General features: G+C 40.3%; 14 protein-coding genes and 2 pseudogenes. 4 read left to right on the top strand and 12 right to left on the bottom strand.

All coding sequences use genetic code 11. From position 1 onward, the window contains the following. Nucleotides 1–90: 90 nt before the first annotated feature. Complete coding sequence (locus KO511_RS00225; protein ID WP_215985515.1) at nt 91–249, top strand: YoaH family protein; 159 nt, start codon at nt 91–93, stop codon at nt 247–249. Between the two features lie 435 nt (nt 250–684). Here KO511_RS00225 and KO511_RS00220 read toward each other — a convergent pair whose 3' ends face one another. The 7 genes and pseudogenes from KO511_RS00220 to KO511_RS00190 form a co-directional block, all read right to left on the bottom strand. After that, entirely contained in the window at nt 685–1227 is a 543-nt protein-coding gene (locus KO511_RS00220; RefSeq protein WP_252724189.1) for a hypothetical protein, read from the bottom strand. An 82-nt stretch (nt 1228–1309) separates the two neighbouring features. Continuing rightward, a pseudogene (locus KO511_RS00215) lies at nt 1310–1727 on the bottom strand (GNAT family N-acetyltransferase). Nucleotides 1728–1973: 246 nt separating this feature from the next. Then, complete coding sequence (locus tag KO511_RS00210; protein WP_215985514.1) at nt 1974–2540, bottom strand: hypothetical protein; 567 nt, start codon at nt 2538–2540, stop codon at nt 1974–1976. A gap of 637 nt (nt 2541–3177) precedes the next feature. Further along, complete coding sequence (yciH, locus tag KO511_RS00205; RefSeq protein WP_215985513.1) at nt 3178–3489, bottom strand: stress response translation initiation inhibitor YciH; 312 nt, start codon at nt 3487–3489, stop codon at nt 3178–3180. A 6-nt stretch (nt 3490–3495) separates the two neighbouring features. Continuing rightward, entirely contained in the window at nt 3496–3870 is a 375-nt protein-coding gene (locus tag KO511_RS00200; protein ID WP_215985512.1) for a DUF3319 domain-containing protein, read from the bottom strand. A 247-nt stretch (nt 3871–4117) separates the two neighbouring features. Continuing rightward, the gene (locus KO511_RS00195) at nt 4118–5113 is read right to left on the bottom strand and encodes a D-alanine--D-alanine ligase (protein ID WP_215985511.1); all 996 of its coding nucleotides are present in this window, start codon (nt 5111–5113) and stop codon (nt 4118–4120) included. A 155-nt stretch (nt 5114–5268) separates the two neighbouring features. Beyond that, nucleotides 5269–5820 (bottom strand): SPOR domain-containing protein, encoded by a 552-nt coding sequence (locus KO511_RS00190; RefSeq protein WP_215985510.1) that lies wholly within the window; start codon nt 5818–5820, stop codon nt 5269–5271. A 217-nt stretch (nt 5821–6037) separates the two neighbouring features. On the opposite strand from KO511_RS00190, the gene KO511_RS00185 reads away from it, so the two are divergent. Continuing rightward, the gene (locus tag KO511_RS00185; RefSeq protein ID WP_215985509.1) at nt 6038–8734 is read left to right on the top strand and encodes a bifunctional acetate--CoA ligase family protein/GNAT family N-acetyltransferase; all 2697 of its coding nucleotides are present in this window, start codon (nt 6038–6040) and stop codon (nt 8732–8734) included. A gap of 8 nt (nt 8735–8742) precedes the next feature. Here KO511_RS00185 and KO511_RS00180 read toward each other — a convergent pair whose 3' ends face one another. The 5 genes from KO511_RS00180 to KO511_RS00160 form a co-directional block, all read right to left on the bottom strand. Further along, on the bottom strand, nt 8743–9630 hold the full coding sequence (locus KO511_RS00180; RefSeq protein WP_215985508.1) for a LysR family transcriptional regulator: 888 nt from the start codon (nt 9628–9630) through the stop codon (nt 8743–8745). 508 nt (nt 9631–10138) lie between these two features. Beyond that, the gene (locus KO511_RS00175) at nt 10139–10390 is read right to left on the bottom strand and encodes a hypothetical protein (protein ID WP_215985507.1); all 252 of its coding nucleotides are present in this window, start codon (nt 10388–10390) and stop codon (nt 10139–10141) included. After that, entirely contained in the window at nt 10359–12098 is a 1740-nt protein-coding gene (locus tag KO511_RS00170; protein ID WP_215985506.1) for an SgrR family transcriptional regulator, read from the bottom strand. The genes KO511_RS00175 and KO511_RS00170 overlap by 32 nt, the downstream gene beginning before the upstream one ends. A gap of 76 nt (nt 12099–12174) precedes the next feature. Then, nucleotides 12175–12408 (bottom strand): DUF3389 family protein, encoded by a 234-nt coding sequence (locus KO511_RS00165; RefSeq protein WP_215985505.1) that lies wholly within the window; start codon nt 12406–12408, stop codon nt 12175–12177. Then, nucleotides 12409–12858, bottom strand: coding sequence for a hotdog fold thioesterase (locus KO511_RS00160; protein WP_215985504.1), 450 nt, complete (start codon nt 12856–12858; stop codon nt 12409–12411). A gap of 83 nt (nt 12859–12941) precedes the next feature. Here KO511_RS00160 and KO511_RS00155 point away from each other — a divergent pair, with 83 nt between their 5' ends. After that, nucleotides 12942–13730 carry a M48 family metallopeptidase gene (locus tag KO511_RS00155; RefSeq protein ID WP_215985503.1) on the top strand — a complete coding sequence of 263 codons (789 nt, stop codon included), beginning with the start codon at nt 12942–12944 and terminating at the stop codon, nt 13728–13730. A gap of 79 nt (nt 13731–13809) precedes the next feature. After that, a pseudogene (locus KO511_RS00150) lies at nt 13810–14114 on the top strand (alkylphosphonate utilization protein); the annotation flags it as partial.

Below are 14114 nucleotides of genomic sequence, written 5' to 3'. Positions count from 1 at the left end.
ACAAGCCTTAAACACTTGCTCACCATAGAACACTGGCACTCTCACATAAATAATAATATAGTTAGCTCCTAAATTTTAAGGAGCCAACTAATGTTTGATGATCTCCCAACACTTTCGCATGCCGAGCAACAAAAAGCAGTAGAAAAAATTCAAGAGCTGATGGCTCAAGGGATGAGTACTGCACAAGCAATAAAAATTGTAGCAGAACAGATAAGAAGCCAATCTAATAGCTCACACACATTGCTTTAAAAACTGAGAAGAGGGTCGCCATATAACCCTCTTTGTCTTTTTTTAACAGATCTCACCTCTGTAGAATCAATCATTTCTCCACGAAAAATCAGCTTAAAAAAAGAATCATCATCTTGATACATAATAAAATACTTTAAAAACAAATATATAGCGCAGCATATTATACTGTTCCTTTCATCCAAAAAACCACCCTGTAATTTTATTACAGGGTGGTTTGGCCGGGTCTGCAAGTGCTTACTATCTTGCAGCATAATATATTGCCATGTTATGTTGTCACAAGCTGCGGCAGCTCTTATGCATTTCCAAAGGTCATTTTGTGGTCTGATTGGATATGTCAGTACATAGTTACCTAAAATAACACACTTCGAAATGTGACAGCGTAACTCTTGGTGTGATGAAATACCTAGAAGTGGTGTCTATTAATGAGGGAGATATTTATAAATTAAATTCAACCTTGGTTGACTCAACAATGCTCTCATTTACATATCGTTGAAGTGGATATGCAACAGAGCTTTTACGATAGATAGCTCGGTATTGAGCAAGCTTTTTCATGATTGGCATATATCTGGGACCTGTCTCTGAAAGCTCAACTTTAAAGCCAATTAATAAGTTAAGCTCGTAAGATAGGGCGTATTTGTTATTAATTAAAGGGGTCAGTTTTAACCATGAGTTACAATCAATTTTCTGTGAATTAATATACTCTTCATCAGTATCATCTAGCCCTTCAAACACACCATGCTGCTCACATAGCCTGAAGTGCATAGAGACAGGGTCAGATCCTGCTTCTACATTGATAACCACTTCTCTATCTACCAAGCCCTCTGGACTGTATATAAAACGTATACTTTTCCCATCAGTCATATGCTTACCGAAAGTATGCCGATGATTTAAATTTTCATAAAAAGGGAGCGACTCTGAATGATTGTTTACACAAGCACTGAGAAAAAGGCAAAGCACTACGATAGATAGTATTTTCATAAAACCTTAGTAAAAAGAGAAACGGATGTATTTTTTCATAGTTATTCTTATTTTATAAATTATGGTTTAGGGTAATAAGCTGTTAATATCTCATAACATACTCCCATTGCCCAGTATGTTGATCAGTTTGTTCATTGACGACATTAAAACCTTGTGAAAGGTAAAATTGATAACTCTCCTGATTTTTTGTACACATTAAGAGTCAGCGACCTTCTCTTACTCTTAGCATGACTAATGAGTTGTTTTCCTATACCTATCCCTTGCTTTTCTGGTGACACAAATATGGCAGCAAGCTTATCTTCATACAATGCATAGAAACCAACCACAGAAGAATCTATTTCTAATACATAAACCTCTGAAGCAGGTAGGTATAATTTACGCATGTTATTAACTTGAGACAGCCAGAAAGAACTAGGAACAAAATGGTGCGCCTTGACTGATGCATTCAACCAAATTTCAAGTACGCACTCTATGTCACATTTATCGTACTCCCTTATCATTTATAAATCCTAAGAACAAAATTAGCAACTTAGCACATATTAGATTTTCGTTCATACGAATTGTGATTAATATAAAAAGTGGATAATACTTGCTCCTGCAAGTATATATCAGCAATAAAACGAAATACGGCCATTTTATCACCAAGAAATGGTGTGATTATACTTGCCATGTTAGTCTAGTACATATCTCTGGCCTATAAACGTCCCAAACCAATTACCCTATATTAATTTGAGAAGCCTCAAACTTTACGACTCTGACTTTAATGTAAAATCGATTAAAAGCTCTTGGATAACTTCTTTTAAGACCCCTAATGCTGTGAAATCTTCTTTTTTTATTTGACCAGCTTGAGATAACATCACTTCTCTCTTAGTGAGATCCATTGTAATCTCTAGCATAGAATCATTAGCCAAGGTGATGTCAATGCATTTTTCACTTTGACTAAAACTTTTTTCACCTTCTTCAATTTCAATATCACCTATTTCTGGAACGTTACGTAAGGCCATCATTGAATTTATATCAGATGCTAAATTGCCATAGGTTAGGGCAGGGTAATCGAGGCTGGACTGAAGTTGGCTTCGATTAACCAAAGGGCCTAGAGTAGGCAGCAATAAATTAATGCTTTTATCAACTAATGCTTTGGGCCTTTTATAACAAACGATTTCTTCCGTTCTGGGGTCACGAGCATTTGAAATTTCTTTTTCTAGTTTTTTTTCTATAATTTGACAGTTGATATTGGTTTTGAAAGATGAAGCTATCGTGTTTTCAAAGAACTTCACACTATTTTTTACTGTAGTACTTGATTTCTTAGCCACAGAACGGCAGGTAAGAATGGCTGCTGAGTGAGTTTGGCAACTGTTAGTTTGTGTAGTCGACGTAGAAACATTTCTTATCATAATGAACTCTATTTTGTTGGTTGTATCAATTAAGAAACAATATACCTCCACCATGATTTCTATCACGAGAGTTATTACGATATCTCCTGAAAAGACATTCAATGCTAGTAACTATCTACCTAGCAAATAAGATATGAATAATTATATATATTTTACAAACCATCTCTAAAGAATTGTATATAAGTTTATTATTTGAAGAATAATGTTTATTCCTTACTAAATTGCACAGTGACCTTTGGGTTGCTTTTGAAAAATGTAGTGACATTGGCTTAATTACAGAAGGTCTTTCCAAATTATGAACCATTTTACGGTCCTAAAACTCGTAGACAGGTTTTAATGTAGCTCTTTTTCAACTTTTTCCGACCCACATGTCAAATGCGCATTATATGTATTATGTTAAATTAAGCATGTAAAAATAAAGAGTGTTGCTACACTCTTGGTCTCTTGTGATTTTAAAACTGTGTATTTAAAGCGGTATTCAACATAAGTTAATTTACCATAAAATACCTAATAATCATTGGTTTAATCAAAGATTACCCAACAAATTATTAATTCATTAACCACCCGCTAATTTTACTGTGTGGCCTTTCTTTTCAAGATGCGCTTTAATTTTATCTCTGGCATCACCTTGTATTTCGATGTTGCCATCTTTGACTGAACCACCGCATCCACAAACTTTTTTTAACTCCGCGGCTAAAAGCTTGAGTGGCGCATCATCTAAATCAAGCCCTGAGACTATGACAACGCCTTTCCCTTTGCGACCTTTTGTTTGGCGCTGTATACGCACTATACCGTCGCCTTTGGCGCGCTGTACTATATCAGATTCGGGCGCTATTCGACCGACTTCCGTAGAATAAACAAGACTCATAACTAACTATTTCTTCTGTTCTGCTTTTTGCTTAGCTACCAAGTATGCCTCTATATGCTTCTGCATGGCAAGTTTTCCACCTTTAATTAACTTACCATTGAAAAAACAGTACCATTCATTAGGATCGCCGGTATCGTTCTTGAGCGTATAACCATGAAAACTCTCTTGTGCTGGACTTCCTCCCTCAGCTGGCTTCTTATTATTCAGTGAGCCAAACTCTTTAGGATCAATGATTGTCGCAGTATCACAAAACCAATCGATGCTTTTCTTCACCGCAGGCATACTTCCAGACAAAGTGTGGTTTTTGATCTGTACTTGCCATACATCGGTAGAATTTCCAGCAGTTTTGAGGGTAAATCCTCGATATGTTGCAGCAGCCATAGTATTTTTTCTTAGTTATCAGTTAATTTAATAATAATTGTATATTGCCCTTATTCAAGTTTATCGGCACAAAGTAAGTTTACTGAAGTCCATCCCATAAAAATAAATTCAATACAAATCATCACACTACAATGATACTAACAACAAAGAGACAACGTAACTCATTCACTATAAACAAGAAAAAACAAAGACTTATTTGCTGGTATACCCCAGTAAATATTATACATAGAATGACCAAACATATTCACTACCGAAGAAGTGAAGCTTTAATACAATCTTCCAAAAAGTCAGCAAATTTTATACCGCTGTGTTCTAACATCTTGGGGAACATTGATATGGGAGTCATGCCGGGAAAAGTATTAATTTCATTAAGATAAACATTCCCATTAGCGGTCAGGAAGAAATCAATCCGAGATAAATGCCGCAGCTTCATTTGCTTGAACACTTTTCTCGATGTGTCATGGATCACCATACGTTGTACGTCAGTTAAATCCTTAGCTTCTACATCTGTCAGTGATTGGCTTTTAGGGCTGTACTTTTCATCATATGAATAGAAAGCACCTTCTGGCGCCTTTATTTCTCCAGGTGGTGTAATATGCACCTTGCCTTGATATTCAAAAGCGGCCACTTCAAGTTCCCGCGGCCTGACAGCCTCTTCCACTAGTACCTGATCAGAATAGTCAAAAGCATTATTAATTGCAGTTTGAAGCTGCTCACTATCTTTCACTTTGTAACATCCCACAGATGAACCTTGACGGGCTGCTTTAACAAATACGGTCCCCCACTCATTATATGCAGTAAGGCTTCTTTCATAGGCTTGCTGATTGTTCTCAGATAAAAATATGTAAGGTGTATTAGGAATGGAAAGCGTGTCGTACCATAATTTTGAAGTGATTTTATTAAAGCAGTTTGTACTTGCTTCAGGCCCACAGCCAAAGTAAGGAACACCGGCCAGTTCCAACATCGACTGGATATCGCCTGTTTCCCCCGGATAACCATGAATGCAAGGTACCACAAAATCCAGTTTTATGGACTCATTAGCAAAATTCAGTGTACTTTGGTTGGTATCGAGATAGACAAACTCACTTTTACAAAGCCAACCTTCCTGAGTAATTTCAACTCTGACCACATCGACGTTATCAATTGACTCAAGTTGATCCTGAACGTAATCAGCGGAGACTAACGAAACGTCATGCTCCGCAGAACCACCACCACAAAGTAATAAAATTGTTGTATTCGCCATTAGGGATTTTCCGTGAAGTAACAGAGATAGTTAAGGCCGATAGTAATAAAAAATCAGCAAAGATTCATTGATTTGACTGAACTATGTCATTAATAACAATTTAAACGGTCAATTTATGCGCCTAGAAAGGGGGCTAGGACCCCCTTGGAGAGTAATTAGTTCAACTTGTTGAGCGTTGGGTACTGGGAAGTTTTAATCGAATCTATGCTTTTCACAAATGGCTTCATGCCTTGAAACTCATTAGGAAGCTTTGTAATCGCCTTTTTAGCATCCATCCGTGTCGCATAATCGCCGTAGAGAATCGTATACCACTTGGTACCATTAACTACTTTATAGTTTTCCCAAACTGGCTCTCCATTTTTTGGCAATTTGCGAGCAAACTGATCAACCTTAGTCTGACTGCCTACAGCAACAACCTGGATGGTAAAGCCATAACGTGAGCTCATGGCTTTTTGTTTTGCTGTCGGAGGAACAATGGCAACGGCAGGTTTTGCCTTATTATGCATTTTGCCGTTAGTTTTGTCAGCCATTGGCTTAACTGTCATAGCAGCTTCTTCCATCATGCCTTGGTCTGACATCAACGGTTTCTGCATTGCCGCTGTTTTAAATTCTTCTTGGTAACTTTCAGAGGAGACATCTGTGACATAGTCACTCGACACACACGCTGACAGCACCAATGGTAAGCTAACTATTGCGATCTTTTTCATGAATTCTTCACATGCCTTTTGTAGAAATTACTGTAAATCATGCCGTTAGATAGTAAGAGAATCAAGCCAACATTCGAATTATCTAGTCGTACATTGTGACATAATACACAAACTCGAATGCATGTCAGGTGATCCGAGTATAACTACACTCATTTCATTCTGATTTCGTCGGTTAGGTCCGTTAAACTAGTGATAAAAATCTTTAATGGGTCCTGCCATGAATAATCTAAATGCCCTACTCAAACCTAGTTCTATTGCGGTTGTAGGGGCTTCAACTAGACCCATGAGCGCAGGTAACATTGTTATGGCCAACCTCCTTCAAGGAGGGTTTGAAGGTGTCGTCATGCCAGTAACACCGCGATATAAATCAGTATCTGGTGTACTCGCTTATTACGATATATCTTCCCTGCCTATCACGCCTGACTTAGCGATTTTATGTACCAATATCAACAGAAATGAAGCTTTACTCAAAGAACTTGCTCTTAAACAAGTAAAACATGTCATCATACTTTCTGCTGAGTTGTTTCATGTAAACGAAAATGGGACAGACCCACTAGAGTATTACCAAACTCTCGTAAAACAGCATGGGATGCGATTACTCGGTCCCAATAGCTTAGGGATCATTATGCCCTGGGGGAAACTAAATGCATCATGTTCTCCGATCAATGCTAAGCAAGGAAAAATAGCCTTTATTTCCCAGTCAGCTGCTTTGTGCACCACAATTTTAGATTGGGCCAATGACAAAGATATCGGATTTTCTGCCATTATCTCTCTAGGTAATGCTCTCGATATCGACTTTTCCGACTTACTCGATTACCTGAGTATGGACTCAAAAACCGAAGCAATACTCCTTTACGTAGACACAATAAAAGATGCAAGGCGTTTTATCTCAGCTGCTCGAGCAGCTTCAAGAAATCGTCGCATTTTGGTGCTCAAAGGAGGAAGAACACACGCAGGACATACCGCTGCTCAAGCTCATACAGGTGGGCTTGATAGCCTAGATATTATCTATGATTCTGCTATTCGTCGTTCGGGAATGCTTAGAGTGAATAACACTCATGAACTGTTTGCCGCTGTAGAAACCTTAACTCATTCAATTCCGTTACGTGGTGAACGACTTGCGATCATTTCTAACGGAGGCGGCCCAGCTATTATTGGAGTCGATACACTACTAATACGAGGAGGGCAATTAGCAACTCTGCCGCAAAAGCTTATTAATCAACTTAATGACGCACTCCCTACTAGTTGGAGTCATAATAATCCGATAGATTTAATTGGAGATGCTGGCAGCGAACGTTACATCAGAGCGTTAAATCTCCTTATGGATCATGACTGCGCAGATGCGATATTAATCATGCACAGCCCATCAGCAAGCGCAAATAGTGAGCACACTGCGACTGCTATTGTAGAGGCTCTCAGTCAACACCCTCGTCGAAAGCACTTTAACATTCTCACCAATTGGTCTGGAGAAACGACAGCCAAGCCCGCTCGTCAGATCTTTACTCATTCAGGTATACCAACGTATAGAACACCAGAAAGCGCAGTAATAGCATTCATGCACTTAGTGGAGTATCGGAGAAATCAAAAGCAGCTAATGGAAACCCCTACCACTGCCGAACCTATGCATGTGCGCGAGCTCGCTGACGCAAAAAAATGGATTGACAATAAGTTACAGGATAACGAAATGGTGAGTTTAGATACTCATCAACTTGGCGCTTTCTTAAAATATTTCAACTTTAATGTATTGCCTACTTGGCTTGCTTCCGATGTCAGTGAAGCCGTCCATATCGCTGAACAAATCGGTTACCCTGTGGCAGTCAAACTTCGCTCACCAGATATCAGTCACAAGTCAGACATACAAGGGGTTATGCTAAATTTACGCAACCGACATGAGGTGGCAAGTGCTGCTGAAGCGATTTTGGATGGAGTACAACTGCATTACCCTGCAGCAAATATACACGGCCTGTTAGTCCAAGCCATGGCAAAACTAGCGGGGGGAGAAGAAATACGCATTAAAGTTAAGTCAGATCATACGTTTGGCCCTGTCATTCTTATAGGCCAAGGGGGATCAGAATGGGATGAATCGGTCGATGCAACCTGCGCGCTTCCACCACTTAATATGACATTGGCGAGATACTTGATTATCCGCGCTATTAAAGAAGGTAAGATTCGGCCACAAAAGCTCCCAATCCCCATGGATATAACTCAACTTTCTGAGTTACTGGTCAGGATTTCTCAAATGGTTGTTGATTGCCCACAAGTCCATGAACTGGATATCCATCCATTACTTGCAACTGGCGGCCATTTTACCGTTCTAGACGCTGATCTGATTCTTCGGCAATGTAAAGGTGACAGGCAAAAAAGACTAGCAATAAGACCATATCCTGTTGAATATGAAGAAAAGAGACAATTAAAAAGCGGAATGTCTATCCTCATCCGCCCTATTTTGCCTGAAGATGAGCCAGACCATGCCACCTTCGTCAGTAAAGTCTCTAAAGAAGACTTATACAACCGATTTTTTAGTGATGTCGGTAAGCTTAACCATGAGGCACTAGCCAACCTGACTCAAATTGATTACGATCGTGAAATGGCCTTCATCGCTATCTCCAACTTTGATGCTAAACCAGAGATCATTGGCGTATCACGAGCTTTACTCAACCCAGAAAATACCGATGCAGAATTTGCTATATTAGTACGCTCTGATCTCAAAGGCCATGGGCTCGGAAAACTTCTGCTCAACAAGATTATTGATTATTGCCGTCAAAAAGGAACGATACAGATCTCTGGCGTCACTATGCCCACCAATAGAGGCATGCTAACCCTTGCTCAAAAGTTAGGGTTTGAGTTGGATGTTCAATTTGAGGATGGTATAGCTGATATGCTGTTACCCCTTAATCAACCAAAAACACCTTAATAGGAATGCTATTTAAAAGGCCAGTTTTTCTTAAGAAACTTGATACACCACGACTTAGCTTCGCCCATTTGATTTCGTTTCCAAGCCAGAAGTATCTCGATGCTAAGTTCCTGAGTATCATATATTTTCGCTAAAGAACCTTGTTTTATCAGTCTTTCAGCCACAGGTGATGGCAGAGTCCCTATCCCTAACCCTGACTCTAAAGCAGACACTTTTGCCGATAAGTTAGTTACTGTCAGCGTGGGTTGTTTATGTAAAATATTGACCGTAATTGCAGGTTGCTCTCTGGCTGAATCGGCGATAGCAACGATACGATATTTTGATCTTGCATTATCATCAAACACCCCACTACGGTTGTGAACATAATGATTAGGCGCTGCAACCCAAATCATGGTCATCGACCCAATCGATTCTGTTTTAACATCTTGGGGTAAACTGTCTGGTTTAGGACAAACCAGCAGATCAGCACGGCCCTCTGCTAACGACTCCCAACACCCTGCCAATATTTCTTCCTGTAAACGGATCCGTGTCGAGCTTATGTTTCCTAGCTCCTGCACCATAGGGAAAAAGAGTTCTACCGGTAAAATACCATCAAATGCAATTGCAATGTCTAGTTCCCAACCATTAGCTAAAACACTCGCATCATTGACCAATTTTTCAGTCGCAGAGAGAATCATTCTGCCTCGCTCAAGAATCAATTTTCCTGGCTCAGTAAAACGTGCTTTGTGGCCTGATCGATCAAAAATGGTGACATCCAGGTCTTGTTCTAATTTTTGAATTTGGTAACTCAAAGACGAAGGTGCTCTATCAAGCTCATTAGCGGCAGCCGCAAAGCTTCCTCGGCGGTCAATAGCGTCAAGAATATGCATTGCTTCAAGAGTGATTGGGCTGTGCAATATGAAGGCTCCTGTAAATAAAGGATATGAACTTATTCAAGCCAAACTTTAGAATGTTAACTAACTCTAACCCAAAGTTTTAGCATCATTCTGTATTTTATGACAATTTTTCGCTATCTATTGAACAAATGACAAAATAGTGAGGCACAATTAAAAAAAGCTCCTTCAGAGGAGCTTCTAATGTTCATTCAAAAAGAAAGTAAAACTGTTGTGAATGAAACGGTACTTATTTCGAGCTTGTCATCTCTTTCTTAACCATTACAGCTGAAGTGATGATGAAAGCGATGATAAGACCTAGTTCCATTGTAAACCCCTATTTGATTGCGATGAAGTGGATTGAATTTTCGACAGCGGCATTCTACCATTTTTTAAAATCAATGGTACCTCTAAAAGAGACTTTCATGATTTTTGTGGCTTAAGCTATAAAATTGACGTATTAGGCTGATTTTTAGCACAATGTGATTAGAATTTTCAAACCAATTAGGCCAATGAATTATCCAGGCGATTACTATTTAACCGCCACTTTTCCGCCAATGATTTTATATGCCGGTGTTCCTCTGATAAGCGTGTCTCGGGCAAACTCACTACCACACTCAGGGCAATGACATGGCTGTGATGTATAGTCGGCGATAATTCTTTCTTTAAAACACTTGAGTAAAGCCCCCTTGCCTCCTTTACGGTACTTAAACAGCTCTGTTCGACACTTTATGCAATAGATACCTACTGTTTTAGTCGGCTGTTTCTTGTTCGGTTTCGCCATGAGTTATTTCTCTTTCTATCGCTTGTAAGGGCTTCGACCAAACCTGGCTAAAGTCAAACCAACCTAACGCATTACATTTAGCATTTTGCAATGAACCACATTGATCTTTACTGATCCCCAACCAGCAATGAAACATAGGTATGATTTGCATTTTTTCAGCCAAAGACTTGCCAATTTCCTTTGCTGGAAACACACTGTTTTCTTGTGCTTGCCATTTTTCTATTAATCCAGACCAATGGCTAAAATCTTCTGGTTTACTCATTAAGCCTATATCGCTGTAATTAAGTAGCCAACCAGCCAGCCCATCATCACGATGATTCGAAAGCCCCATAGGCTTGAGCCAGATATCAACAACCTCAGGATCAGGTAAAGTGACATCATACTTTATCATCTCAACATCAAGGCTATCACTTTTAAGCAACGCTTCAATACTTTGAATAAGAACAGCAAACATAGGTTGTTGCCCATGATAAGCGATTGTCACCTTGCGATAAGCCGGTGGAGACGTATACTGCCCTTGAGTAGTATGGTGATACCAACCTGGTTTAAGGCCATGTGCAGGAAGCACTCCCAATTCAAATACCTTTTGGTGAGGAAGTTGATGATAAAGATCTAAACAGCCCAGTTTCTGATTAAAATAATTAGCCCATTGATCCGACTTGGCAAGGCCGCTACGCCGATTAAGCAGTAGATAAGTGCACCCTGGGTCTAACTCAACATCATCGCTTGGCTTATCATGTACTGGCTTAATTGGGGCCCCCATGCTTGGAAACAAAATAGAGTAATGAATATCATCGATAACGCATACTTCAACTCTATCCATCAAGGGTCGAAAGCCAAAGTATCCATCAAAGGCTTGTAAAACAAGGCGCGTGTTACTGTTGCTAATCACTTTGTAGGGACCCGTACCAATAGGTATTTGGTCATAGTCTTCTGTACGGGAATGCTCTGGCAACACAATTTTTGCATCAGATTCGGACATTAGTAACGGTAGGTAGTAATTAGGTATATCCAGTATGACATCCACAACGAATTTGTTGGGGCTAAGCACCTCAATGATATTCCGATAAAGAGGCTTGTTGCGCATGGATAATATCGAATCAACAACCATATTGGTGGTGAGGAGATCGCCATTATGACAACGCACATTGGGCCTTAAATAAAAACGCCAATGGGTTGAAGATAGCATATCCCAATCATGAGCAAGATCTGGGCAAAGAGATTCATTTTCATCTAATTGCGTTAAGCCACTAAAAATTTGCCTTGCAATATGTTGCTCTGAGCGGCGCACTGGCTTGTGTGGATTGAGCATAGACAATGCTCGATAATAAGGGAGCCGCAGCACTTGTTCACCTTCTTGCTGCTGCACACCTAAATAACTTTCGACCACTCGAGCGAGCTTGGCAGAGTCTTGATCCAATACCTTTAACGCTTGAGCAATTTTCCCTTCTTCCAAATAGCGTCGAGCAAGATTTTCACTGACGTCGGTTCGACTCCGCTTAAAATTGAGTTGCGAGAGCTTCCCTCGACCAGGTGTCGGATGCCATTCAATCCATCCCTGCTGTTCCATTTTGTTTAACACAATACGCGCATTACGCCGCGTACAACATAATATGTCTGTAATCTCTTCTAGTTGAACACCGCAATCCTTACCATTGTAGTGCTCAAATAGAGTTTCAAATTGAATGCGTAATCTGGGACTGCTCATAAAGAGGAAATCTCAACTATCTAGAACTTAATTAATTTTCCTTATTTATTTTAAATTTAGCAAGCCTGTTATAACGTTATTGGACTTTAACCCCAATTTGTTCGGCAATCAGTGCAAGTTGCTGTGCATCATCCAGTTTAATTGACCATTTGTTTTCTGCGCCATGGGCAGCAATAACATTAACACCTCTACCGATAAGTTGAATCGCATCGGCTTGAGCTTGCAAAGTAATCATGTGCTCAGAAGACACCTTAATCACAATTTCGTGGGGGGTAACGATCACTTTTCCAGCGGAAAAATCAACAACCATCTAACTCTCCATAAATGCATGTTTAGCATTACGCTTCTTTTTAACAGCAATAGTAAGACGACTAGAGCACACTAACCTCCCTCTATCATCACGAATATCAATTTGCCATACTTGGGTCGATACGCCTAAATGCAGTGGCTCAGCGCGGCCTGTCACTTCGCCCTCTCGCATTGCTCGAATATGATTAGCATTAATATCTAGCCCGACACAATAAGAATCTTCATCAACGGAGAGATTTGCCGCAATTGAGCCAAGTGTTTCAGCAAGAGCCACTGATGCGCCACCATGCAACATCCCAAACGGTTGATGAGTAAAGTGACAAACCGGCATGGTCGCCTCAATAAAGTTGTCACCAAATTTGCTGTAAACTATCTGCAGATGGCGCATCAACGTATTGTCAGATGTCGCATTAAGGCTCTCAAGATCAAAGGTTTGTTTCCATATTGTCATACAAGTTCTCACATGAATAATTACAATGCATTATTAGCTAATGGTATTATGAAAAGAATAATAACAATCATACAGAATATTTTATGTGTAATTTCCTGAAATGCTTCACTTTATTAAGTGTAATAACTATGGTGGCATGCAGTTCATCACCAACAGGCCGCCAACAGTTACTGCTTTTTTCAGATCAAGATATGAGCACACTTGGAGCGCAATCTTTTGCGCAAATGAAACAAGAACAAAACATTAGCAAAGACAAACGCACGAATGCCTATGTGCAATGCGTCGCCAAAGCGGTAACTCAGCATGTTCCGGCTCAAGCTGGGTTTAAAGATTGGGAAGTGGTTGTCTTTGATAGTGAACAAGTCAACGCCTTTGCTCTGCCCGGTGGAAAGATCGGTGTTTATACTGGCCTGCTAGAGGTGGCCAAAAATGAAGACCAGCTTGCCACTGTCATTGGCCATGAAATTGCTCATGTTTTAGCTGATCACAGTAATGAGCGCCTATCACAGTCACAACTTGCCAATGCAGGGTTACAAGTTACCAGTGCTGCACTTAGTTCCTCGCAATACGCCCAATACCAAAGTGCCACTATGGCTGCCTTGGGGCTTGGCATTCAATATGGTGTGCTGCTTCCTTATGGCAGAACCCAAGAGTCTGAAGCTGATTTAGTCGGCCTAGAACTAATGGCAAAAGCAGGTTTTGATCCGACACAAAGTGTTGAGCTTTGGAAAAATATGGCCAAAGCTTCTGGGGGCAGTCAGCCGCCCGAGCTGTTATCAACTCACCCATCGCACAGCACACGCATACAAGATCTCTCAGCAAAAATAGCGACGTTACCCACTTATAACGTAAAGAGACCTAACTGCTCATAATCCACATAGGCCTTTATTTTCAGGCCATAACGTGGATAATAGGCGCCTTAATTAATTACCTATAATATGTGAGCTTATTATGTCTTCAGAAGCGACTATGTTGGAACGTTGCCAATCAAAATGCGAATTGTGCGGCAGTGATACCCCTCTTACCGCTTATCCAGTTCCGCCCCACAGCCATGTTACCGTTGATCAGGCGCTAATGGCATGTGAAAAATGCCTTGGCGAAATAGACAACCCTGAAGATGTCAACCACTGGCGCTGCCTCAATGACAGCATGTGGAGTCAAGTCCCAGCCGTTCAAGTCACCGTTTGGCGACAACTGACTCGCTTAAACAGTGAAAGCTGGGCGCAAGACGCACTAGACATGATGTACATGGAAGA

The organism is Vibrio hepatarius (assembly GCF_018860525.1).
Lineage (GTDB): Bacteria > Pseudomonadota > Gammaproteobacteria > Enterobacterales > Vibrionaceae > Vibrio > Vibrio hepatarius_B.
Note: the sequence above shows the minus strand (reverse complement) of the source record. Positions and strands in the feature narration are given on the sequence as shown.